The organism is Kitasatospora sp. NBC_00039 (genome assembly GCF_045160625.1).
GTDB lineage: Bacteria > Actinomycetota > Actinomycetes > Streptomycetales > Streptomycetaceae > Kitasatospora.
This window is the reverse complement of record NZ_CP108289.1, coordinates 2465770-2487129: the sequence shown is the minus strand read 5'-3', so window position 1 is coordinate 2487129 and position 21360 is coordinate 2465770. Positions and strand designations below refer to the sequence as shown.

At 71.9% G+C, this 21360-nt stretch carries 21 protein-coding genes and 2 pseudogenes; 10 read left to right on the top strand and 13 right to left on the bottom strand.

The window, feature by feature from the left end; translation table 11 throughout:
* Nucleotides 1-7: 7 nt before the first annotated feature.
* The 5 genes from OG286_RS11110 to pflA all read left to right on the top strand — a co-directional run bounded on the left by OG286_RS11110 (nt 8) and on the right by pflA (nt 7887).
* A complete protein-coding gene (locus OG286_RS11110) occupies nt 8-817 on the top strand; it encodes a universal stress protein (RefSeq protein ID WP_396323527.1) in 810 nt (269 codons plus the stop codon).
* A 143-nt stretch (nt 818-960) separates the two neighbouring features.
* Nucleotides 961-1818, top strand: coding sequence for a universal stress protein (locus OG286_RS11105; RefSeq protein WP_405365154.1), 858 nt, complete (start codon nt 961-963; stop codon nt 1816-1818).
* A 236-nt stretch (nt 1819-2054) separates the two neighbouring features.
* Nucleotides 2055-4700 (top strand): bifunctional acetaldehyde-CoA/alcohol dehydrogenase, encoded by a 2646-nt coding sequence (gene adhE, locus OG286_RS11100; protein WP_405365152.1) that lies wholly within the window; start codon nt 2055-2057, stop codon nt 4698-4700.
* Nucleotides 4701-4731: 31 nt separating this feature from the next.
* Nucleotides 4732-6993 carry a formate C-acetyltransferase gene (gene pflB, locus OG286_RS11095; protein WP_396323524.1) on the top strand — a complete coding sequence of 754 codons (2262 nt, stop codon included), beginning with the start codon at nt 4732-4734 and terminating at the stop codon, nt 6991-6993.
* 174 nt (nt 6994-7167) lie between these two features.
* Complete coding sequence (pflA, locus tag OG286_RS11090; RefSeq protein ID WP_396323587.1) at nt 7168-7887, top strand: pyruvate formate-lyase-activating protein; 720 nt, start codon at nt 7168-7170, stop codon at nt 7885-7887.
* A 290-nt stretch (nt 7888-8177) separates the two neighbouring features.
* On the opposite strand, the gene OG286_RS11085 is transcribed toward pflA, so the two are convergent.
* Nucleotides 8178-8801, bottom strand: a complete 624-nt coding sequence (locus OG286_RS11085) for a hypothetical protein (RefSeq protein WP_396323523.1) — start codon at nt 8799-8801, stop codon at nt 8178-8180.
* 127 nt (nt 8802-8928) lie between these two features.
* Nucleotides 8929-10497, bottom strand: coding sequence for an oleate hydratase (locus OG286_RS11080; RefSeq protein ID WP_405365150.1), 1569 nt, complete (start codon nt 10495-10497; stop codon nt 8929-8931).
* A gap of 351 nt (nt 10498-10848) precedes the next feature.
* Here OG286_RS11080 and OG286_RS11075 point away from each other — a divergent pair, with 351 nt between their 5' ends.
* The 4 genes and pseudogenes from OG286_RS11075 to OG286_RS11060 all read left to right on the top strand — a co-directional run bounded on the left by OG286_RS11075 (nt 10849) and on the right by OG286_RS11060 (nt 12653).
* The gene (locus OG286_RS11075) at nt 10849-11295 is read left to right on the top strand and encodes a universal stress protein (protein ID WP_405362019.1); all 447 of its coding nucleotides are present in this window, start codon (nt 10849-10851) and stop codon (nt 11293-11295) included.
* A 116-nt stretch (nt 11296-11411) separates the two neighbouring features.
* Nucleotides 11412-12089, top strand: coding sequence for a CBS domain-containing protein (locus OG286_RS11070; protein WP_396323520.1), 678 nt, complete (start codon nt 11412-11414; stop codon nt 12087-12089).
* A 9-nt stretch (nt 12090-12098) separates the two neighbouring features.
* Nucleotides 12099-12296 (top strand): annotated as a pseudogene (locus OG286_RS11065) (enoyl-CoA hydratase-related protein); the annotation flags it as partial.
* Between the two features lie 78 nt (nt 12297-12374).
* The gene (locus tag OG286_RS11060; RefSeq protein ID WP_396323586.1) at nt 12375-12653 is read left to right on the top strand and encodes a DUF6296 family protein; all 279 of its coding nucleotides are present in this window, start codon (nt 12375-12377) and stop codon (nt 12651-12653) included.
* 39 nt (nt 12654-12692) lie between these two features.
* Here OG286_RS11060 and OG286_RS11055 read toward each other — a convergent pair whose 3' ends face one another.
* Nucleotides 12693-13223: a CinA family protein gene (locus OG286_RS11055; protein WP_396323519.1), complete on the bottom strand. Its 531-nt coding sequence runs from the start codon at nt 13221-13223 to the stop codon at nt 12693-12695.
* Between the two features lie 102 nt (nt 13224-13325).
* Between OG286_RS11055 and OG286_RS11050 the strand changes: the two genes are divergently transcribed.
* Entirely contained in the window at nt 13326-14432 is a 1107-nt protein-coding gene (locus OG286_RS11050) for a glutamate--cysteine ligase (RefSeq protein ID WP_396323518.1), read from the top strand.
* Nucleotides 14433-14542: 110 nt separating this feature from the next.
* Here the strand turns inward: OG286_RS11050 and OG286_RS11045 are convergent.
* From OG286_RS11045 to OG286_RS11000, 10 genes and pseudogenes are all read right to left on the bottom strand, one after another.
* Nucleotides 14543-15106: pseudogene (locus tag OG286_RS11045) on the bottom strand (zinc-binding dehydrogenase); the annotation flags it as partial.
* 117 nt (nt 15107-15223) lie between these two features.
* Nucleotides 15224-17059, bottom strand: a complete 1836-nt coding sequence (locus OG286_RS11040; protein WP_405365148.1) for a complex I subunit 5 family protein — start codon at nt 17057-17059, stop codon at nt 15224-15226.
* Between the two features lie 6 nt (nt 17060-17065).
* Complete coding sequence (locus OG286_RS11035) at nt 17066-17413, bottom strand: sodium:proton antiporter (RefSeq protein ID WP_396323516.1); 348 nt, start codon at nt 17411-17413, stop codon at nt 17066-17068.
* A complete protein-coding gene (locus tag OG286_RS11030; protein ID WP_396323515.1) occupies nt 17413-18165 on the bottom strand; it encodes an MnhB domain-containing protein in 753 nt (250 codons plus the stop codon). Before OG286_RS11030 ends, OG286_RS11035 begins: the two co-directional genes overlap by 1 nt.
* Nucleotides 18162-18458: a Na(+)/H(+) antiporter subunit B gene (locus tag OG286_RS11025; RefSeq protein WP_396323514.1), complete on the bottom strand. Its 297-nt coding sequence runs from the start codon at nt 18456-18458 to the stop codon at nt 18162-18164. Before OG286_RS11025 ends, OG286_RS11030 begins: the two co-directional genes overlap by 4 nt.
* On the bottom strand, nt 18455-18757 hold the full coding sequence (locus OG286_RS11020; protein ID WP_396323513.1) for a cation:proton antiporter: 303 nt from the start codon (nt 18755-18757) through the stop codon (nt 18455-18457). The genes OG286_RS11025 and OG286_RS11020 overlap by 4 nt, the downstream gene beginning before the upstream one ends.
* A 53-nt stretch (nt 18758-18810) precedes the next feature.
* Entirely contained in the window at nt 18811-19107 is a 297-nt protein-coding gene (locus tag OG286_RS11015; RefSeq protein ID WP_396323512.1) for a monovalent cation/H+ antiporter complex subunit F, read from the bottom strand.
* Nucleotides 19104-19556, bottom strand: coding sequence for a hypothetical protein (locus OG286_RS11010; protein WP_405365146.1), 453 nt, complete (start codon nt 19554-19556; stop codon nt 19104-19106). Before OG286_RS11010 ends, OG286_RS11015 begins: the two co-directional genes overlap by 4 nt.
* Before the next feature lie 383 nt (nt 19557-19939).
* A complete protein-coding gene (locus OG286_RS11005) occupies nt 19940-20263 on the bottom strand; it encodes a plasmid stabilization protein (RefSeq protein ID WP_396323510.1) in 324 nt (107 codons plus the stop codon).
* 12 nt (nt 20264-20275) lie between these two features.
* Nucleotides 20276-21343 carry an SDR family oxidoreductase gene (locus tag OG286_RS11000; RefSeq protein WP_396323509.1) on the bottom strand — a complete coding sequence of 356 codons (1068 nt, stop codon included), beginning with the start codon at nt 21341-21343 and terminating at the stop codon, nt 20276-20278.
* Nucleotides 21344-21360: the final 17 nt, after the last annotated feature.

Genomic DNA, 21360 nt, shown 5'->3' with positions numbered 1-21360 from the left:
GATCACCATGGACCTGCCCGTCACTGTCGGCGTCGACGGCTCCGAAGCCAGCCTGGCGGCCGCCGACTGGGCCGCACGCGAGGCACTGCTGCGCGGCCGCCCGCTGCGCGTGGTGCACGCCCTGCCCCTGATGCCGCACCTGCTCCCCAGCTGGAGCCGGCAGACCCGGCCCGCCGGTGACCTGCTCCACGAGGTCCGGCACGTCCTCGCGGTACGCCACCCGCAGCTGCTGGTCCGCACCGACGAAGTCCACGATGCCGTCACCTCCGCGCTGGTCGCCGCAGGCGAGGACGCCGAGCTGCTGGTCCTCGGGGCACGCGGCATCGGCGGCTTCCCGGAGCTTCGCGTCGGCTCCACCGCCCTGCACATCGCCGCCTGGGCGGGCAGTCCCACGGTGCTGCTCCCAGCCAACGGCCCGGGCGCGCATCCGCGCGAGCAGGTGGTGCTGGGGCTGGACGCCCGCCGCCCCGCCGAGGCGGCGCTGCTCTTCGCCTTCCTGGCCGCGCAGAGCTACGGCCTGCCGCTGCGGGTCGTGCACGCCGGGGCAGGTCCGGCGGGGGCGGGCGAGGGCCACAACGGTGAGAGCGCGCTGCTCGCCCGGGTCCTGGAGCCCTGGAAGGCGGCCCGTCCCGAGGTCGAGGTGGTTGCGGACACCGAGGGTGCCGCACCGGGCCCGGTGCTGGTGGAGGCGTCCGCCAAGGCTCGGCTGCTGGTGCTCGGCCGCCACCCGGTGGATGGGGTCGGCCTGCTCGGCCCGGTGGCCCACGCCGTCCTGCACCACGCCGACTGCCCGGTGGCGGTCGTACCCGAGGCGTGAGAGCAGCCCCTGGCCGGGACCTTCGGAGGCCGGCCAGGGGCTGCTCGGCCTCTGTGGCCGGCCTTCGCCGGCCGTGAGGCTGTCCGTCAGACACGAGGTCGCGCAGATTGGTCCGCGACCGCAGAACGAAGGAGGTCGTGATCATGTCTCACGCCGTGGTGGTGGGAGTCGACGGATCGACGCAGAGCGCGGCCGCCGCCGAGTGGGCGGCCTACCAGGCCCACCGGAGCGGCCGGGCGCTGCGGATGATCCACGCCGGTGGAGCGGAGCCGGCACTGGAGACGGAGCCCGTGAACCCGGCTCAGCCGCTGCCCCGGCCGGTGCTCGAACTGCGGGACCACCTCTCGGACGTGCTGCCGGGCCTGGAGATCTCCTGCGAGCACGTGCCCGGCCACCCGGCCTATGCGTTGGTTGCCGCCGGGGACCGGGAGGGTCTGCTGGTGCTCGGCTCACGCGGGCTCGGCGGGCTCACCGGATTGCTGGTCGGGTCGGTGGCCCTGCGCGCGGCGGCGCACGCTGCCCGCCCGGTGGTTCTGGTCCGGGCGGGCACGGACGGCGGCGGCGTGACGTCCGACGTGGTGGTGGGGGTGGACAGCGCCCGGCCCAGTGCCGAGGTGCTCGCCTTCGCCTTCGAGCAGGCCACCGAAAGGGGAGGAAAGCTGCGGGCGCTGGAGAGCCGAAACCTGCCCACCGGAGGGTACGTGACGGCGGCTCCGATAGACCCGTCGGAGATCACGAGCGCTCTGTCGGCTGCTGCGCTGGTCCGGCTCCAGGATGCGCTGGCGCCCTGGCGGAAGAAATTCCCCGAGGTGCGCGTCGAGGCCGAGGTGACCGGCTGGCCGGCCGGGCGGGCACTGGTGGAGGCCTCCCGCAGCGCTTCGTTGGTGGTGGTGGGCCGGCGGACCCCGAGGATCCGGCGGGCCGTGCCCGGGCTGGGCGCCGTGGCCCACGCGGTGCTGCACCACACGCACAGCCCGGTCGCGGTGGTGCCGCACGACTGACCGGCAACGCCGTGGTGGCCGTGGCAGGACCGACACCAGGTCCTGCCACGGCCACCGGCGCGTCCGGCCGGGGCATGGTGACCCCGGCAGCCTGTGGACGAGGGACCTTCGGCCCGCAGGCGTACCCCAACGGCCGCCTCCCTGTGTGGTGCCGCTCGGGAAGGCTGTGGGTGGAAGCGCGAGCTACGCCCGCCAGTGAACGATCCCTGGATGAAGAACCGAAAGGTGGTCCCGCCATGCCCCGCAGCCCGCAGGCCGAGGAACCGATCCCGCCCGCCCCCGCCCCGGCCGGCACCACCGCTGTCGACGCCCTGGTCGCCGACGCGCTGACGGCTCTTCGGGACTACGCCGACTTCACCCAGGAGCAGGTCGACCGCATCGTCAAGAAGGCGTCCCTGGCGGCGCTGGCCCGGCACACCGGCCTGGCGGCGCTGGCAGTGGAGGAGACCGGGCGCGGCCTGTTCGAGGACAAGGCAGTCAAGAACGTCTTCGCCTGCGAGAACGTCACCCACGTGATGGCCCGGGCGAAGACCGTCGGTGTGGTGCGCCGGGACGAGATCGATGGGATCGTCGAGATCGCCGAGCCGGTCGGTGTGGTCGCCGGCATCACCCCGGTCACCAACCCCACCTCCACCACGATCTTCAAGTGCCTGCTGGCGCTGAAGACCCGCAACCCGATCGTGTTCGCCTTCCACCCCGCGGCGCAGCGCTGCTCGGCGGAGGCGGCCCGGATCGTGCGGGACGCGGCGGTGGCGGCCGGAGCGCCGCAGTTCTGCATCCAGTGGATCGAGCAGCCGTCGATGGCGGCCACCCACGCCCTGATGAACCACCCGGATGTGGCCACCATCCTGGCGACGGGCGGCAACGCCATGGTCCGGGCCGCGTACTCCTGCGGCAAACCGGCCCTCGGTGTCGGCGCCGGCAACGTCCCCGCCTACGTCGAGAGGAGCGCCGATCTGAAGCGGGCCGTCAACGACATCGTGCTGTCGAAGACCTTCGACAACGGCATGATCTGCGCCTCCGAGCAGGCCGTCATCCTGGATACGGAGATCCGCGACGAAGCGCTCGCCGAGTTCCGCGTGCTGAAGGCGCACCACGCGAGCGCCGAGGAGAAGGCGCTGCTGGAGCGGTACCTGTTCGGCGCCGGGGAGGGAAGTTCCTGCGCGGGGGAGCGGCTGAACGCGGAGGCGGTGGGCCGCAGTGCGGCGGAGATCGCCACGGCGGCCGGTTTCGAGGTGCCGGCCGACACCTCGGTGATCCTGGCGGACGCGGAGCGGGTCGGGCCGTCGGAGCCGCTGACCCGGGAGAAGCTGTGCCCGGTGCTGGCCGTGCTGACCGCATCCTCGCGCCGCGAGGGCGTCGAACTGGCCGCGGCGATGGTGGAGTTCAACGGGCTGGGGCACTCGGCGTCGGTGCACACCGAGGACGCGGCGTTCGTCGAGGAGTTCGGTCACGCCGTCAAGGCGTGCCGGATCATCTGGAACGCGCCCAGTTCGCAGGGCGGCATCGGCGACGTCTACAACGCCTTCACCCCCTCACTGACGCTGGGCTGCGGCTCCTACGGGCACAACTCCGTGGCCGGGAACGTCTCGGCGCCGAACCTGCTGAACATCAAGCGGATCGGGCGGCGCAACACCAACATGCAGTGGTTCAAGGTCCCGCCGAAGATCTACTTCGAGCGCAACAGCATCAAGTACCTGGCGAGCGTGCCGAACGCCCACCGGATCGTCATCGTGACCGACCGGACCATGGTGGAGATCGGCCACCTGGAACGGATCCGGGGCATCCTCGACCGCCGCCGAGAGCCGGTCGAGGTCCGGGTCGTCGACTTCGTCGAGCCCAACCCGAGCATCGACACCGTCCGGCGGGGCGCCGAGCTGATGCGCGACTTCCGGCCCGACACCATCGTTGCGCTCGGCGGCGGCTCGCCGATGGACGCGGCCAAGGTGATGTGGCTGATGTACGAGCACCCCGAGGTCGACTTCGCCGACCTGAAGGAGAAGTTCTTCGACATCCGCAAGCGCGCCTTCACCTTCCCCGACCTGGGCGAGAAGGCGAAACTGGTGTGCATCCCGACCACCTCCGGCACCGGAGCCGAGGTCACCCCGTTCGCGGTGATCACCGACACCGCCACCGGCCAGAAGTACCCGCTCGCCGACTACGCGCTCACCCCGAGCGTGGCCATCGTCGACCCGGCGCTGACCACCCACCTGCCCAGGGACGTCACCGCCGACACCGGCTTCGACGCCCTCACCCACTGCATCGAGACCTACGTCTCCGTCTACGCCAACGACTTCACCGACGGCCTGGCCCTGCACGGCATCCGGCTGATCTTCGACAACCTGGAGCAGGCCGTCACCGACGGCCCGACCAACCCCGTCGCGCGGGAGAAGATGCACAACGCCGGCACCATCGCCGGCATGGCCTTCGGCTCCGCCTTCCTCGGCGTCGTGCACGCCATGGCCCACACCCTCGGCGCCACCTTCCACGTCGCCCACGGCCGCACCAACGCGCTGCTGCTGCCCCACGTCATCCGCTACAACGGCACCGCCCCCGCCAAGGTCACCAGCTGGCCCAAGTACCGCAGCTACGTGGCCCCCGAGCGCTACCAGGCCGTCGCCCGCACGCTCGGCCTGCCCGCCGACACCCCCGAGCAGGGCGTCGAGTCCCTGGCCGCCGCCATCGAGGAACTGCGCGACCGGGTGGGCATCCCGCGCTCCTTCAAGGAGGTCGGCGTCGACGAGACGGCCTTCCTGGCAGCCCTGCCGCAGCAGGCGATGAACGCCTACGAGGACCAGTGCGCCCCGGCCAACCCCCGGATGCCGCTGCTCGCCGACATGCAACAGCTGATGCGCCAGGCCTACTACGGCGACCGGTCCTGACCACCACCCGAGCGAGAAGGGCACCCCGACCATGACCACACAGCAGCACGGGACTGCGACCGCCTGGCACGGATTCCAGGGCGACCGGTGGCGCGGAACCGTCGACGTGCGCGACTTCATCCAGCACAACTACACCCCCTACCAGGGAGACGCCTCCTTCCTGGCCGGACCCACCGAGCGAACCCTCGCCGTATGGAAGCAGATCACCGACCGCTTCCCCGAGGAACGGGCGAAGGGGGTGTACGACATCGCCCACGACATCCCCGCCGGCATCACCGCGCACGCTCCCGGATACATCGACCGGGAGCGGGAGCTGATCGTCGGCCTGCAGACCGACGCCCCGCTCAAGCGCGCGATCATGCCCTACGGCGGCTGGCGGATGGTCGCCGGCGCGCTGAGGACCTACGGCTACCCGGTCGACCCGGGGCTGGAGAAGGTGTTCACCGAGTACCGCAAGACCCACAACGACGGCGTCTTCGACGCCTACACGCCCGAGATCCTCGCCGCCCGCAAGGCCGGCGTCATCACCGGCCTGCCCGACGCCTACGGCCGCGGACGGATCATCGGCGACTACCGCCGGGTGCCGCTGTACGGCGTGGACCGGCTGATCGAGGTGAAGCGGGCCGAGAAGGCCGAACTGGACCACTTGCCGCACGATCCGTCCCGGCTGGAGGAGACCATCCGGGAGCGTGAGGAACTCGCCGAGCAGATCAAAGCACTCGGCGAGCTGAGGCAGATGGCCGCGGGCTACGGACACGATGTCTCCGGCCCCGCCACGACGGCCCGCGAGGCGGTCCAGTGGCTCTACTTCGCCTACCTGGCCGCCGTGAAGGAGCAGAACGGCGCGGCGATGTCGCTCGGCCGCACCTCCACCTTCCTCGACATCTACCTGCAACGGGACCTCGACGCAGGCCGGTTGACCGAGGAGCAGGCGCAGGAGCTGATCGACGACTTCGTCATCAAGCTGCGGATCGTGCGCTTCCTGCGCACCCCCGAGTACGACGAGCTGTTCTCCGGCGACCCGACCTGGGTGACCGAGTCCATCGGTGGCATCGGCCAGGACGGCCGCCCGCTGGTGACGTGCACCTCCTTCCGCTACCTCCAGACCCTCTACAACCTCGGCCCCGCTCCCGAGCCGAACCTGACCGTGTTCTGGGCACCGCAGCTCCCGGCTGGATTCAAGGAGTTCTGCGCCAAGGTGTCGATCGACACCTCCAGCATCCAGTACGAGTCGGACGAGCTGATGCGCCCGCGCTTCGGCGACGACACCGCCATCGCCTGCTGCGTCTCCGCGATGCCGGTCGGCCAGCAGATGCAGTTCTTCGGCGCCCGGGTCAACCTCGCCAAGACACTCCTCTACGCGATCAACGGCGGCCGCGACGAGATCTCCGGCACCCAGGTCGGCCCCGCCACCGGTGCGCTCTCCGGCAACGTCCTCGACTACGAGGAGGTGCTCGCCAAACTCGACCAGCAGCTCGACTGGCTGGCCGCCACCTACGTCCACGCGCTGGACGTCATCCACTACATGCACGACAAGTACGCCTACGAGCGCCTGGAAATGGCCCTCCACGACCGTGACGTCCGGCGCACCCTGGCCTGCGGCATCGCCGGCCTCGCGGTGGCTGCGGACTCGCTCTCCGCCATCAAGCACACGACCGTCCACCCGGTGCGGGACGACACCGGCCTCGCCGTCGACTACCTCGTCGAGGGCGAGTACCCGGCCTACGGCAACAACGACGACCGCGCCGACGCCATCGCGGTACGGCTGGTCGAGGAGTTCATGGACAAGGTCCGCAAGCACCCCGCCTACCGCGGCGCCGAGCACACCCAGTCCGTCCTGACCATCACCTCCAACGTCGTCTACGGCAAGAAGACCGGCGCCACCCCCGACGGCCGGCGAGCCGGAGAACCGTTTTCCCCAGGCGCCAACCCGATGAACGGCCGCGACCGCCACGGCTACGTCGCCGCCGCCCTGTCCGTGGCCAAGCTCCCCTACGACCAGGCCGAGGACGGCATCTCCCTCACCAACACCGTCACTCCCGACGCGCTCGGCCGCACCGAGGAGGAGCGGATCACCAACCTGGTCGGCGTGCTCGACGGCTACACCACCTGCCGCGGCTTCCATATGAACGTCAACGTCCTAGGCCGCGAGACCCTGCTCGACGCCATGGAACACCCCGAGAAGTACCCGCAGTTGACCATCCGGGTCAGCGGCTACGCGGTCAACTTCGTCCGCCTCACACGCGAGCAGCAACTCGATGTGATCGGCCGCACCTTCCACAGCGCGCTGTAGCAGCGCCCACCCGCACGCGGTGCCGACGCCCTCCCCGACCACGGGCGTCGGCACCGCGCCTTTGTGCTAGGAGAATCCGCAATGACCGAAACCACCGTCGCTGCCGCGGCCACCGACGCCAAACCCCCTCCGCGCCTTCCTGCGGACACGACGGCCTCGTGCCCGGTGACCGGCATGCTGCACTCCTGGGACCTGTCGACCGGCGTCGACGGCCCAGGGACGCGCTTCGTCGCCTTCCTCGCCGGCTGCCCGCTGCGCTGTCTCTACTGCCACAACCCCGACACGTGGCACCTGCGCGACGGCCGGCGCGCCACCGCCGACGAGATCGTCCAGGAGGCCGCCAAGTACACCGAGTTCATCCGCGCCTCCGGTGGCGGAGCGACGATAAGCGGCGGCGAGCCGCTGCTGCAGCCGAATCTCACCGGCGAGCTGTTGCACCGCTTCAAGCACGAACTCGGCCTGCACACCGCCCTGGACACCTCCGGCTTCCTCGGCTCCCGCGCCACCGACGCGCTGCTCGCCGACACCGACCTCGTCCTGCTCGACGTCAAGTCCTGGGATCGCGCGCTCTACCGGCACCTGACCGGGCAGAGACTGGCTCCCACCCTGGACTTCGCCCGACGCCTGGCCGGCCTCGGCACGGAGGTCTGGGTCCGCCACGTCCTCGTCCCGGGGCTCACCGACCTTCCCGAGAACATCGAGGGCATCGCCTCCTTCGCCGCCTCCCTCGGCAACGTCGCCCGGGTCGACGTGCTGCCCTTCCACAAGCTCGGCACCGCCAAATGGCGTGCGCTGGGTCTGGAGTTCACCCTCGCCGACGCGCCGACGCCGACCAGCGACCAGGTGGCCGCTGCTCGCGCGGTGTTCGCCGCCCACGGGTTGCGCGCCGTCTGACCGCGCCTGTCATACCCGCTCCCCGGTGCGGACGAGCCTCACGGCTCGTCCGCCGACCGGGGAGCTTCGTCGTGCTCGCGCCGCGTGCCACTGATAGAGCGGCGACGTGGCTCCGGACTCCGGACGCGCGTGATTCGGCCTCCGAGGGATATCCGTGACGCGCTACCCCGGCTGATCCGGGACTGGGGTCATGGCTGCGGGGCAGTGGCGGGGACTCGTGCGGCGCAAAAGCGCAGCGGCCGGCCGCGATCGTGCCGCGGCCGGCCACTGCTGTACGGGTGCGGTGGGGGTCAGCGCAGCCAGGGGTGGTCACGCACGACCGGGAGGGCGGCCCAGCGGCGGCCCAGCCCCCAGCTGTCGCCGGCGGCGGTGACGGCCAGCACGATCAGCAGCAGGGCGTAGACGAGGTGGTAGTCGGCGACGGGGTTGCTGGAGCCGCTGGCGGCACCGTTCGCCAGGTGGCGGGCGGGGGGCCACTCGGCGGCCCACATCATGGCCAGCAGCAGTGTTCCGCTCGCCGCGGCGATCCGCAGGCCGATCCCGCCGATGAGAGCGAGGCCGATGCCGAGCAGGCCGAGCATGAACAGCCAGTCGGCCCAGGCCTGCCCGGCCCACCGGTGGAAGGCGGACTGCAGCGGGCCGGCCGAGACATGGCTGAGGAAGCCCTTGGTGGGCGAGCCGCCCTGGACCCAGGCTGCGGCGCTCCTGGTGGCGTAGCCGAGGCCGAAGGCCTTGTCGAGGAAGGCCCACAGGAACACGAAGCCCAGGCCGACCCGGGCGGCGGCCAGGGCAGTGGCCGTGGCGGTGGTCACCGTGCCGGTGGCGGCTCGGTCGGCCGGCTTCGCGGTTACGCGGTGGAGCCTGGCCGTGAGGCGGCGGGGCATCCGGGGGGTGTGGGCGTGGTGGACGGCCATGATGTGCTCCTCTGCTGGTTCTGCTGCCGGAACGGTGAGTTGGTGATGCGCGGGTGTGTGCTGCGGTGGGCGCGAGGCCGCGGGCGGCTCGGGGGAGGGCCGGGCCCGGGGCCCGGCCCTCCTGCCGTCACTTGCGGTGCATGGTGTGCAGGGCCCGGGCCAGGACGTGCGGGTCGTGGTGGCCCTTGTGGACGGCCGGGGGCTGCCTGTCGAGGCCGAGGAGCTGCGCCACGGCGGTCCAGGCGGTGCGCACGGAGTACTCGACGGTGAAGACGACGTCGTCGGGGACCTCGGCGAACTGGCCGATGAAGGCGAGGTTGGTGGAGCCCTTCGGGACGACCTGAGGCCGGTCGCCGTGGCTGCGGACCAGGAACTGGCTGGTGATGTAGGGCATCAGGCAGGGGATGACGGTGGATGCCTCGGCGACGCGCTCTGCGGTGGTGGCGTCCACGGCCAGGTGGTGCAGGACTTCCTGGAGGATTTCCTCCCCGCTGCACTCCGGCATGGGCTTGCGGACGTACGTCCCGAGCTTGTCGGGGAAGAGCCCGTAACCCCACCAGACGGACACGCCCTCGGGCTGCTGCTGGTAGACCGGCTGGCGGTTGACCACGACGGTGAGCAGCCAGGGGGATCCGGTGAGGGTGAGCAGGCCGCCGCGGCCGGTGGCACGGCCGGTGAACGTCTCCATCCAGTCCAGGAAGGCCGGGTCCTTGGCGGTGACGGTGAAGGACTCCCAGGTGGAGTCGGCGACACTGCGGTCGAACACTTCCGGGCGGCCGAAGTCCTCGCGGCCGCGGGCGATGCGGTGCCAGAGCAGGAAGGAGGAGGGGCTGTGTGAGGCGCTCGGGCCTTCCGGCGGGGCGGTGTGTGAGCCGAGGGTGGAGCCGGCGGTCATCGAGCCGTTGGTGACGAACACCAGGTCGTCCGGGGCGACCGGCAGGTCGGCGTGGGCACCCTCGAAGTGGATGCGCTCGACGCTCGTGCCCGGCTCCGCCCGGAAGGACAGGTCGGTCACCCGGCGGCTGGTGTGGATCCGCACGCCGCGCTCCAGCAGCCAGCCGGTCAGCGGGCGGACGATCGAGTCGTACTGGTTGTACCGGGTGCGGTAGATCCCGGACATCGTCTCGAACTCAGGGAACAGATGCACGAAGCGCCTGAGGTAGCGGCGGAACTCGATCGCGCTGTGCCAGGGCTCGAAGGCGAAGGTGGTGCACCACATGTACCAGAAGTCGGTGGTGAAGAAGTCCTCGCTGAAGCAGTCGGCGATCCGCTTGCCGTCCAGCATCCGCTCCGGTGTGGCCAGGCACTTGACCAGCTGAACGCGGTGGTGCTCGGAGAAGCCCATGGCGTGGCCGTCGCGGGTCGCTCCTCCCGCGCCCACCAGCCGGGTCGCGTCGTCCCACGGCGACTCCTGGTGGGAGTCGTAGACGTCCTGGGTGACAGAGACCGACGGGTCGTCCAACGACGGGATGCCGGACAGCAGGTCGTAGGTGCAGCGGAACTGGGCCTCGAACATCCGCCCGCCGCGCATCGTGTAGCCCGCGTCCGGGGTGCCGCCCCCGTCCAGGCTGCCGCCGACCTCCTCCTGCTCCTCGAAGAGGTGGATGTCGGTGCCGGCGAAGCTGCCGTCGCGGATCAGGAACGCCGCGGCGGACAGGGCGGCTATGCCGCTGCCGACGAGGTAGGCCTGTGCCATCGGAATACTCCTCAACTCTGCTGTGGGAAAACCGGTGTTCGTGTCTGACCGGCCGGTCGGAGAGTGGCGCTGCGGTGATCGGGTTCGCCGTTCGGGGTGTTGGTGCCAGCCTGCTCTGGGCCGGCCGCCCGGGCTTTCTGTGGGGGCTTCGTCTCGCCGCACCAACTGCACCGCAACGAGCCGGGTGGTGACAGGGACTCATGGGCCCTGTTCGGCGGGCCCGTCGGTCCCAGGTTGGCAGTCGTCTCGTGCCGGGGCTGAAGGTCCCGGCACGGTGGCCCCCTCGGCCCTTCGCCACCATGTGGCGGTCGGCCGATGGTGGAGACGACCACAACGACAGGGAGACGCACCGTGACCGAGCAGAGTGAACCCCAGCAGCGGATCGTCGTCGGCGTGGACGGATCGCCGTCCTCGATCGACGCGTTGAGCTGGGCCGTCGACCAGGCCCGCACCCGCGGCGCCGTCATCGAAGCCGTTGCCGCCTGGCAGCACCCGGTCTCCACCGGCTGGACCGTGCCGATTGAGGCCGACGAGGACCTTGCCACCATCACCCGCAAGGTCCTCGACGACGCCATCGTGCAGGCGACCGGCTCGGCACGCACGGTCGAGATCCGGCCCCGGGTGGTCCAGGGCGGCACCGTGTCCAGCCTGCTGGAGGCGGCTCGGGGTGCTGACCTCCTTGTCGTCGGCAGCCGAGGCCATGGCGGCTTCGTCGGCGCGCTGCTGGGCTCCGTCAGCGGCCACTGCGTGCAGCACGCGCCGTGCCCCGTCGTCGTGGTCCGCCACGCGACGGCCTGACAACCCAACAGCGCGACACCGCCCGTCCAGGACCCGAGCCGGACGCCACACCGCACACACCACACCCGACCGCGCGGCCCTGGGGCCGCCGGCACCAGACAAGCGAGGAGCCGACCATGCGACACCGCATCGTGGGAGAACTGATGACCCGGGCCGTCGTGCACGTCCGGCCCGACACCGGCTTCAAGGAGATCGCCCGCCTGCTCGCCGAACACGACATCACCTCCGTGCCCGTCCTGGACCACGAGGAACGGCCGATCGGCCTGGTCTCCGAGGCCGACCTGCTGCTCAACGAGGCCGCCCAGGAGGACCCCGCCGGCCTGCTGCTCACCCCGCAGCTGTCGCCCGACGAGCACACCCGCAGCCGCGCCGCCACCGCCGAAGGCCTCATGACCAGCCCGGCGGTGTGCGCCCGGCCCGAGTGGACCGTGGTCGAGGCCGCCCGCCTGATGCAGCGCGACCACCTCAAGCGCCTGCCCGTCGTCGACGAGGCCGGACGCCTGGTCGGCATCGTCAGCCGAAGCGACCTGCTGCGCGTCTTCCTCCGCCAGGACCGGGCCATCAATGAGGAGATCACCCACGAGATCCTCGACCGCACCCTGGGGCTCGCCCCGGGCTCCGTCAACGTTCAGGTCGACGAGGGCCGGGTCACCCTGAGCGGCACGGTCGAGCACCGCGCCCTGGTATCGGCGGTCGAACGGCTGTGCCGGAGCGTAGACGGTGTCATCGACGTGACCAGCCGCCTCGACTACCGCACGGACGACACCGCCGCCCGGGGTGCCGGGATGCGATGACCGACCGGTCGCGCGAGCGGGGCTGAATTCGTGGCCGCGGCGGACATGGCATTCGCCGCCATCGAGACCGGCGGACTCGGTCAGATCGAAGCGCTCATGGGCATCGTTCCCGGCGGAGGCGGAACGCAGTACCTCCGGGACCGCGTGGGACGCAACCGCGCGCTGGAGGTGATCCTCACGGTCGACTTGGTCGATGCCGAGACGGCGCGCAACATCCACGGCCGCTCGAAGATGAACAAGAAGCAACTCGCCAACGCCCTGGGCCACTGAGGCAGCGCCGACGTCATTCGCCGTGAGGGAGCTGCGGCACCGAGGCGCAGTCCCCCACGCCCGGATCCGCCACCGCGTTTTGCTGTCACCCTGCCCGGCACTCCCGGCCGCCACGCCCCGCCCGAGGTCGTCATCGTCCACGCCACCGGCGAGAGGGCCGCCGACGGCACACCCGTCTATGCCGACAGCCGCGGGACCTTCCGCGTCGCGATCACCGGGACCACCGCCCGGCTCCTGTCGGAGCCCGGCGGCCCCGGCCGTCACACCTGCCTGCACGCGACCCCGCTGTCCTGAAGCCCCAGGACCGGCCAGAAGCGAAAAGAAGCTGTCGGCCTAGCCTGGGGGCCGTAGCTCGTCGCGGAGAAGTTGCAGGGCCGCGAGGAGGGCCGCGTGCTGGATGCCGTCCCGAGCGGTGCTGCCGGGAGTGGCCCGCACGGCCGTGGTCGTTCGGGGGCCGGCGACCGCGACGAACACCGTTCCGACGTCACATCCGTCCTGCGGCGCCGGTCCGGCCACGCCGGTGGTGGCCACACCGTACGTGGCGTGCGCGAGCCGCCGGACACCCTCCGCCATGCGGGCGGCGACCTGGGGATCAACCGCTCCGACCCGCGCCAGCAGGTCGCCCTCCACGCCGAGCAGCTCCTCCTTCAGATCGGTCGCATAGGCGACGAGCCCGCCACGGAACGCGGCCGAGGCACCCGGGGCCTCGGCCAGCTGTGCACACAAACGCCCGCCGGTCAGGGATTCCGCCGCGGCGACGCTGTGCCCGGCCGCGGTAAGCGCCGCGGTGATCTGCCGGACCAGCACTCCGGCCCGGTCCAGGCCGCTGGTGGACGCCGACTGTTCCTCGGCCAGTGCAACCATGGCCGATCACCTCCCTTCTGCGTCTGCCCCGCCGGGCTCACCCTGATTCGCCAGCCCGGCCCCCTGTCGCGGCGGCCGCATGCGCGTTCCGCACTCGGGTACATGCTCAGCATGCTGACCCTCGGCGTTGAAGAGGAATACCTCCTGCTCGACCCGGCCACCGGGCTCCCGGTGGCCCGCGCCGCCCAGGTCCGTGAGGCGGCCCGCCTCCAACCTGCCCTGGAGCGCGGCGAGGTCCAGCGAGAACTGCTCCAGGCACAGCTGGAGGTCGCCACCCCCATCTGCCATGACCTGGAGGAAGCCGGCGGACACCTGCTGCGGATGCGCCTGGCCCTCGGTGAGGCCGCCCGGCAGGAAGGCTGCCGCCTGGCCGCGTGCGGCGCGGCGCCGTTCACGGATCGCCTGCCGGTCCCCATCACGGATACCGCCCGCTACCGCGCCATGCACTCCGACACCCGGCTCCTCACCGACCAGCAGCTGATCGCGGGCATGCACGTCCACCTCGGCATCCCCGACCGCGGCGCGGGCGTCACCGTGATGAACGGGCTGCGTCCATGGCTGCCGCTGCTGATCGCGCTCGCCGCGAACTCACCGCTTTGGCAGAATACGGACACCGGCTTCGCGAGCTGGCGCACCGTCCTCTTCGGCCGCTGGCCCGTCAGCGGGCCGCCGCCGTTCTTCCACGCCGCCGACGCCTACGACCGGCGCACCAGGGCCCTGGTCAAGGGCGGGCTGGTCCGCGATATCGGGCAGGTCTACTGGCACATCCGCCTGTCCGAGCACTTCCCCACCGTGGAGATCCGGGCCATGGATGTCCAGCTGCGCGCGGACGAAGCGGTGATGCTCGCCGGGGTCGTGCGTGCCCTTGCCACGCGCGCCCTCAGCGATGCGAAAGCTCGGCAACGCGTCCCGCCCGTCGAGCAGGAGATGCTCGCGGCCGCCGTGTGGCACAGCGCCCGGCACGGCTGCGCGAGCACGGTGTTCGACCCGCTCTCCGGCCACCTGGCCGATGCCGGCGACGCGGTAGCCGCGCTGCTGGACCACATCGACCCCGTGATCGAAAAGAGTAGGGACCGGCGACACCTCGTCCCCGTCCTGGAGCGTCTGCTGCGGGACGGCAACGGCGCCGCCCGCCAGCTGCGCCGACTGCGCAACGCGGGCCGCGACGGTCTCGTGACGATGATCACCGACCAGAGCACCGGCGTATAGCAGCCCCTCCCTTCACGGCTTCACGGCGACGCTCGGCCGCCCGGACGATAGCGCGGGCAGCACGCTCGGCGTCCGTCGAGAGCAGCGGCATGGAGGCCGCGGCGGTTGGCGCCGTAGACGCCGGAGAGGGAGATGGTGCCGCCGCGCCGCACGATGTCGATGGAGAGGTACAGGGCGTGGAGGCGGTCGATGCCGACGTGTTCCGCCATCTTGGCGGCCAGAGCGCTCGGCAGCAGGTTGGTGGCCCGGGCGGCGAGCTTCGCGCCGGGCGAGCCGTGGGCTTCCATCCCGACCGCGTCGATGACCGCGTCCGGGCCGCGGCCGTCGGTCAGGTCACGGATGACGTCGGCGAGGTCCTTGCCGTGCTCGGCCAGGTTCAGGACGTGGACGCCCCGGCGCCTGGCTCGTGTGAGGCGTTCGCCGACCAGGTCGACGCCGATCACCTGACCGGCGCCGCGCTGCAGGGCGATCCGGCAGCTCATGTCGCCGATCGGCCCCAGACCCAGGACAACGAGGCTGCCGACCTCGGGCACGGCCGCGTACTCGACAGCGTGCCACGCGGTGGGCAGCACATCGGAGAGGAAGACGAAACGGTCGTCCTCAGGCCCGTGCGGCACCTTGATCGGCAGATTGTTCCCGAACGGGACGCGCAGCAGCTCGGCCTGCCCACCCGGGAATCCGCGAGGCCGCCGATCGGCTTGGCGTGCCGGTAGGCCTCGTTGACGAGGAGGACGATGCGGGAGTCGAGGGCGGGCTTGATCTGCCCGTGGCAGCCGGAGTGGGGCAGTGGTTCAGGCCCGGGCCGCGATTGCGGCGCACAGCACCGCAATGCCGAGCGTGAGCCAGGCCAGGTAGTCACCGAGGCGCCCGGAGTGCAGGCGACGCAGCGCCCGGACACTGCGGGCGGCGAAGTGGCGCTGCGGCAGCTGAGGCGTGTGCTGGTGGACCGCGGCCTTGGCGAGGGCGACGGCGAGTCCGGCGGACAGCAGGCCGAGGAGGACGCCGGCGGTGGTCCAGACGGCGGGTGGCGGGGGGACGGCGGGTGGCGGGGGGACGGCGGGCGACGCTCCCTGCCCTGCGGTGACGGCCGCCGTGTAGTGGGCGGGGTTGGTGAAGACGGCGGCCCCGTGCGCGAGGGTGTCGGCGACTGCGGGCAGAGCGCCCACGGCGGCGGCGAGGATGAGGAGGACGCCGGGGACGATGGTCATCGCTGGTGGCAGGGTGCGCCGCGGGGAGCGGATCTCGGGTTCCTCGCCCTCTCCTGTGGTCTCTTCCTCGCCCGGCCGACTGCGGGGTGTGGGGCCGGCGCCCCAGAAGACGCGCAGGCCGGCGCGGAGCGCGGCGGCCCCGGTGACGGCGGAGGCCGTGACGAACACGGCGGGCAGCCACGGCTGCCAGTGGCCGGCGGCGTCCTCGCTGAGGGCTTTGCCCAGGCCGGTGCCGAACGGCGGCAGCCCGGCCAGGGCCAGGGCACCGGCCGTGAACAGTACGCCCACCGAGCGCAGGTCGCGTGCCTTGCCGTGCAGGCCGTGCTCGTCGACGGAGCCGTAGCGGTCCAGCAGGACCCCGGTCAGGGCGAACAGCGCGGCCTTCACGCAGCCGTGGGAGGCGACGTAGACGGCCGTCCCGGCTGCTCCGTCGGGGGTGAGCAGCGCGATGCCGATGAGGAACAGGCCGATGTGGCTGACGGTGGAGAAGGCCAGCAGGCGCTTGAGGTGCCGCTGCTGCCAGCACATCACGGCGCCGACCAGGGCGGTCAGCACGCCCAGGGCCGCGAAGGTGGTGCGGAACGCGCCGTGGGGGATGCCGCCGGGGCCGGAGAAGACGGTCCAGTAGACGCGGGCGATGCCGTAGACGCCGAGTTCGACCATGGCGCCGGACATCAGCATGCACACCGGGGTCGGGGCGACGGCGTGGGCGTCGGGCAGCCAGAAGTGGAACGGGACGGCGGCGGCCTTGACCAGTAAGGCGGTGCAGATGAGGACGAACGCGACCACGGTCAGCAGGTCGGTGCGGTGCCCGGCGAGCTGCTGGCCGAGGCGGGCCAGGTTCAGTTCGCCGGTCCGCGCGTAGATCAGGCCGATGCCCAGCAGGGAGCAGTAGGCGGCGAAGGAGGTGACGATGCCGAAGGTGAGCGCGCCCTGGAGCGGGCGGGGGTCTTCGATGCGGTAGCCGGTCAGCGCGTAGGCGGCGGCTCCCATGAGTTCGAAGAAGACGAAGGCGTTGAACAGGTCTCCGGTGAGCGCGAAACCGGCCATGCCGGCCTCGAACAGCAGGATCAGGGCGGGGAAGATGCCGGCGTGCTCGCCCTTCGGTTCGTCGAAGTACCGCCAGGAGTAGACGATCACGGCAAGGACGAGGGCGGCGACCAGCAGGGCCAGGCCGGTGCCGATCCGGTCCGCGGCGAGCACGATGCCGATCCGGGCGGGCCAGCCGCCCAGGTCGGCGGTGGCGAGTGCTCCGCCGCGCGTCCACAGTAGGACGAGGCAGAGCACCTCGGCCGTGGCGACCGTGGTCGCGATGGTGTCGCAGCCGGTCCGGGGCAGCAGGCGTCCGGCCACGGCGAGCAGGGCTGCGCCGAGCAGCGGGATGGCGACGGCCAGCGGCAGGAGGTCGGCCGCTGTCACGGCCGGTCAGCCCTTCAGGCCGGTGAGGGCCTGCGGGTCGACGGTGTGGTGGCGTTTGCGCAGTTGAACGGTCAGGGCGAGCAGCAGTGCCGTGACGGTGGCGCCGACCACCACGTCGGTCAGGGCCAGGGCCTGGACCACGGGGTCGACGACCGGGCGGGTGCCGGGTGTGAGGTCGGAGTAGACGGGAGCCGTGCCGTTGCGGCGGTAGCCGACGGCCAGGAGCAACAGGTAGGTGGAGGACTGGGCGACGGCCAGGCATCCGATGGCGTGGATCAGATTGCGGCTGGTGACCAGGCCGTAGAGGGCGATGAGCAGGACCCATCCGGCGGCGAGGTAGGGCCAGATCCCCATCAGCTGTCTCCGGTCTCGGGTTCGTCGGGGTCGGTGAGTTCGACGGCCTGGTCGAGGAAGTGGGCGAGCAGGGCGATGAGCCCGGAGGCGACCTCGACGCCGACGACGGCGTTGAGCACGGGTACGGTGCCGCCGGACGTGATCTCGTTGAAGGTGCCCAACGGCAGCACGTTCTTCAGGAACGCGCCGCCGGCGATCAGACCGGCCAGTCCCACCAGCGTGAAGGAAGCGGCGGCGAGCGAGTCCGCGACGTCCAGGACAGCCAGTGGGCGAAGCTTCTTGAGGGCCCGGTAGTCGGCCGCGACGTAGGCCAGGTGCAGGGCGGTGGCCAGCACTACTCCGCCTTGGAAGCCGCCGCCAGGACTGAGCTGGCCGTGCGCGACGATGTAGACGCCCACCACCAGGGCGACCGGGAGCAGAAGCCCGCCGAGCAGGCGGGTGGTGGGCATGACGCGCTCGGCCTCGGCGCGGCGGTGGCGCTCGTCGCGGGCCCGGCGCAGCAGCAGGGTCGCGCCCAGGACGGTGCCGAAGAGGATGGACTCCTCACCGAGGGTGTCGAAGGCACGGATGTCGAAGTTGACGGAGGAGACGACGTTGGCCGTGCGATGGGAGAGGGCCGCCGCCACCGCCCGGTCGCCGTACGGGTGGTCGGATCCGCCGAAGCTCGGTAGCCCGGTGCATGCGGCGGTGAAGAAGGCGGCGATCACCGCAGCGCCGACCATGAACATGAGCAGCCGGGCGCGCGCCGTCACCCCTGCTCCTCGGCCGCGCGGTCGTCGTCATCGGCGGTGCTGGTACGACCGCCGGTGGTGCGGCGGGTGACCTTGCGGACGCTGAGGAGGATCAGCAGCGGGGTCAGCGCGGTGCCGACAGCCAGCTGGGACAGGGCCACGTCTGGGGCCTGGAGCACGGCGAACAACACCGCCAGGCCCAGGCCGAGCGCGGACAGGACGACGGCCTGGCGGGCCGGGTCTCGGGTGAGGACCGCCACGGTTGCGGCGATGACGACGAACGCGAGGGCCGCGCCGATCAGCCACGCGTTCACGCTGCCTCTTCCCCGGCGCCCTCGGCCTGGCGGGAGGCGCGGCCGATGGCGATCGTGGTGACCGTGCCGCCCGCGGCGAAGAGCAGGCCGATGACCAGTGTCTTCACCGCCGCCCGGCCCGCTCCCTGGTCCAGTGCCACGGCCGCGGCGAGCAGCGGCATCCCGGCCACCGAGGCGGGAGCCAGCGCGTGCAGCCGCATCAGCGTCCCGCCGAGCCGCAGCACTGCCAGTGCGGAAAGCAGCATGCAGCCCGCCCCGGCCCACAGCAGCACGAGCACGATCAGGTGACGCACCCCCATCCGCCTCCTCTTTCACTTGCGGACCCCCGGCCCTTGCCCGGGCGGACTGTCAGTCATGTCTCGGTGCCGGGAGATCCGGACGCCGGACGCGTGTCATGCTGTCGGCCGGCCACGAAGCGGGTGAAGACCAACGTTCCGGCGGGCGCGAGGACGGCCAGCATCAGTGCGAGGTCCTGGTAGGACGACCGGTCGTAGGCCTCGGGCAGCAGCAGGAACACCGCCCCGACGACGGTCGACAGCAGCGAGGCACCGGCGAGGCGGCGCACCGCAGTGCCGCGCGCCACCACCCACAGGCAGGCGGGCACCACGCCGACCAGCAGGACGAGGGCGGCCGCCGCCCAGGCGTTCACCGCTTCCTGCCCTGGCGGGCGACGGCCTTCTCGACCGGGCCCGCGTCCGGCCGCAGTGCGTGCACCACCACCTCGTCGTTGCCCGGGACGTCGATCACGCAGGTGTCCGGGGAGGCGGCGAGCAGCGCGCCGGCCCAGCTCGCGTCCGCCCCCGGCTTCAGACGAACGCGCCGTACCACCGCGGCGCTGGGCCGCCGCCCCACGGCGGCCACCAGGACGGCCAGGCCGCGAACGACCGTCCGTGGCAGCGACAGCACCGACCGTGCCGCGCAGCCGGCTCCGGTGGATCCGGCGTCGGCGGCCAAGCGCATCCGCCGCGCCGCCAGTGCCCCGCCCACCGCCGCGACGCCGGCCACCGCCAGCTCGACGGGCGTCACCGAGCTGATCAACACCACCGTCAGGCCCAGCAGGACAGCGCACCACACCACGATCTCGACCCCAGCACGCACCGGATCTCCTGTCGCCCAAGCCATTGTTCGACCACCTGTCGCCCGCCGCCGCGCGATGGCGGGTGGCGTGACCGGCGCCCCACCCGTACGGCTCAGCGCCGCCGAGCGGCCTGCGTCCAGTCGTTCAATCGGGCGGTTCCTGGGGACGAGACCCGGGCTCCTGCGGGGCGGGTTCGCGCGGCGGGACGGGCGGCTCGGGCGGCGGGACGGGCGAGCCGGGCGGCGCCGGTGAGTCCGGTGGCTTCGGAGGTTCTACCGGTCTCGGCGGACCGGGCGGCTCGACCGGCTCCGGCGGGCCCGGGGGCGCCGGCGGCGCGGGTGGCGGCACGGGGGTGACGTCGGGGTCGGGCGGCACGGGAACGGTGCCCATGATCACATCCCCCCTATCGGCCGAGCGCGTGCTCGAGCTGCTTCTTGTTCATCTTCGAGCGGCCGTGGATGTTGCGCTTCTTCGCCTCGTTGTACAGCTGTTCCTTCGTGGGCCCCTGGGAGCCGCTGTGGGAGCGAAGCCCGCCGCGCCGGGAGGAGGAGATGTCCTTCACCGAGCTGCGGCTTGCGGTCTTCGACTCCCCGTGTCGGGCCCGTTCCTTGTTCACCGTGCGGGCGGCGATCTCCTTCGCGCGCTTCTCGCTCTCACCGCGCTCCTGCGCGCTCTCCTTGATGTGCTCGTACTGGCGTTCCCGTTTGGGAGTTGATCCGCGAGGCATGGTCACTCACTCCTACTCGTGCGGCTGAGGAACTCGGGTGTCCCGCACCCGTGAAACGAACCCGGCGCGGGCCCGGGGCAAACCCGCTCTCACCCGTCCGGTCGCCCGTCGCGCACCGCCGGCAAGGGCGCCGAGGCGGTGGGCGGCCCGCTGCTGGAGGCTGCGAGCGTGTGCCCTGTCGTCGAAGCGGCCGTGGGCTCCGAAGTCCCGCCACGAATCGACGGGTTGGAACAGGTTGTCGGGGTCGCTCTCGCGTCGGCGCTCGTCGGTCTGCTGGGAGGCGAAGCCAGTGCGGGCCAGGTACCGGTCCAGCAGCCCCGGAACGAGGGCGTTCGCCAGCAGGGTCGCCACCGTGCTGGCGCCGACCCAGTACTCGCGGCGCCCCGGGTGGTCGGCCGCGTACAGCACCGCGTGGGCGGCGACCTCGGGCTGATAGATCGGCGGCACCGGCTGTGCGCGCCGCGACAGGCGCGAGCGGACCCAGTCGAACTGCGGGGTGTTCACGGCCGGCATCTGCACCATCGTGGTGCGTACTTTCGTGCCGGAGGCGAGCAGTTCGCAGCGCAGCGCCTCGTTGAAGCCCTGGATGGCGTGCTTGGCACCGCTGTAGGCGCTCTGCAGCGGGATACCGCGGTAGGCGATCGCCGAGCCGACCTGCACGATCACCCCCGCGTCGCGCGGCAGCATGCGGCGCAGAGCCGCACCGGTGGCGTACACGTAGCCGAGATAGCTGACCTCGGTGACCCGCCGGAACTCCTCGGGGGTGATTTCGACGAAGGGGGCGAAGACGGAGGCGAATGCGTCGTTGACCCACACGTCGATCGCGCCGAGCTCCTGCTCGACCCGCTCGGCGGCGGCCTCCACGGCCTGCGGGTCGGCCACGTCCGTCTCGATGGCGATTACCTTCGCGGCGCCGGCTTGCTCCGCCTCGCGCACCGCCCCGTCCAAGCCGGCGCGGCCGCGGGCGATCAACGCGAGCCGGTCTCCGCGGGCACCGAAGGCCACTGCGCAGGCGCGTCCGATGCCGCCGCTGGCCCCGGTGACCACCACGGTCCGGCCCACGGAATCGTGAAGTGTCATACAGGGCGGGTTCCCGC

Bases quoted from the DNA above. Each gene is read 5' to 3' on its own strand.
- OG286_RS11110 (WP_396323527.1), top strand. From the start codon at position 8: ATGGACCTGCCCGTCACTGTCGGCGTCGACGGCTCCGAAGCCAGCCTG.
- OG286_RS11105 (WP_405365154.1), top strand. From the start codon at position 961: ATGTCTCACGCCGTGGTGGTGGGAGTCGACGGATCGACGCAGAGCGCG.
- adhE (WP_405365152.1), top strand. From the start codon at position 2,055: ATGCCCCGCAGCCCGCAGGCCGAGGAACCGATCCCGCCCGCCCCCGCC.
- pflB (WP_396323524.1), top strand. From the start codon at position 4,732: ATGACCACACAGCAGCACGGGACTGCGACCGCCTGGCACGGATTCCAG.
- pflA (WP_396323587.1), top strand. From the start codon at position 7,168: ATGCTGCACTCCTGGGACCTGTCGACCGGCGTCGACGGCCCAGGGACG.
- OG286_RS11085 (WP_396323523.1), bottom strand. From the start codon at position 8,801: ATGGCCGTCCACCACGCCCACACCCCCCGGATGCCCCGCCGCCTCACG.
- OG286_RS11080 (WP_405365150.1), bottom strand. From the start codon at position 10,497: ATGGCACAGGCCTACCTCGTCGGCAGCGGCATAGCCGCCCTGTCCGCC.
- OG286_RS11070 (WP_396323520.1), top strand. From the start codon at position 11,412: ATGCGACACCGCATCGTGGGAGAACTGATGACCCGGGCCGTCGTGCAC.
- OG286_RS11055 (WP_396323519.1), bottom strand. From the start codon at position 13,223: ATGGTTGCACTGGCCGAGGAACAGTCGGCGTCCACCAGCGGCCTGGAC.
- OG286_RS11050 (WP_396323518.1), top strand. From the start codon at position 13,326: ATGCTCAGCATGCTGACCCTCGGCGTTGAAGAGGAATACCTCCTGCTC.
- OG286_RS11035 (WP_396323516.1), bottom strand. From the start codon at position 17,413: ATGGGGATCTGGCCCTACCTCGCCGCCGGATGGGTCCTGCTCATCGCC.
- OG286_RS11020 (WP_396323513.1), bottom strand. From the start codon at position 18,757: ATGGGGGTGCGTCACCTGATCGTGCTCGTGCTGCTGTGGGCCGGGGCG.
- OG286_RS11005 (WP_396323510.1), bottom strand. From the start codon at position 20,263: ATGCCTCGCGGATCAACTCCCAAACGGGAACGCCAGTACGAGCACATC.
- OG286_RS11000 (WP_396323509.1), bottom strand. From the start codon at position 21,343: ATGACACTTCACGATTCCGTGGGCCGGACCGTGGTGGTCACCGGGGCC.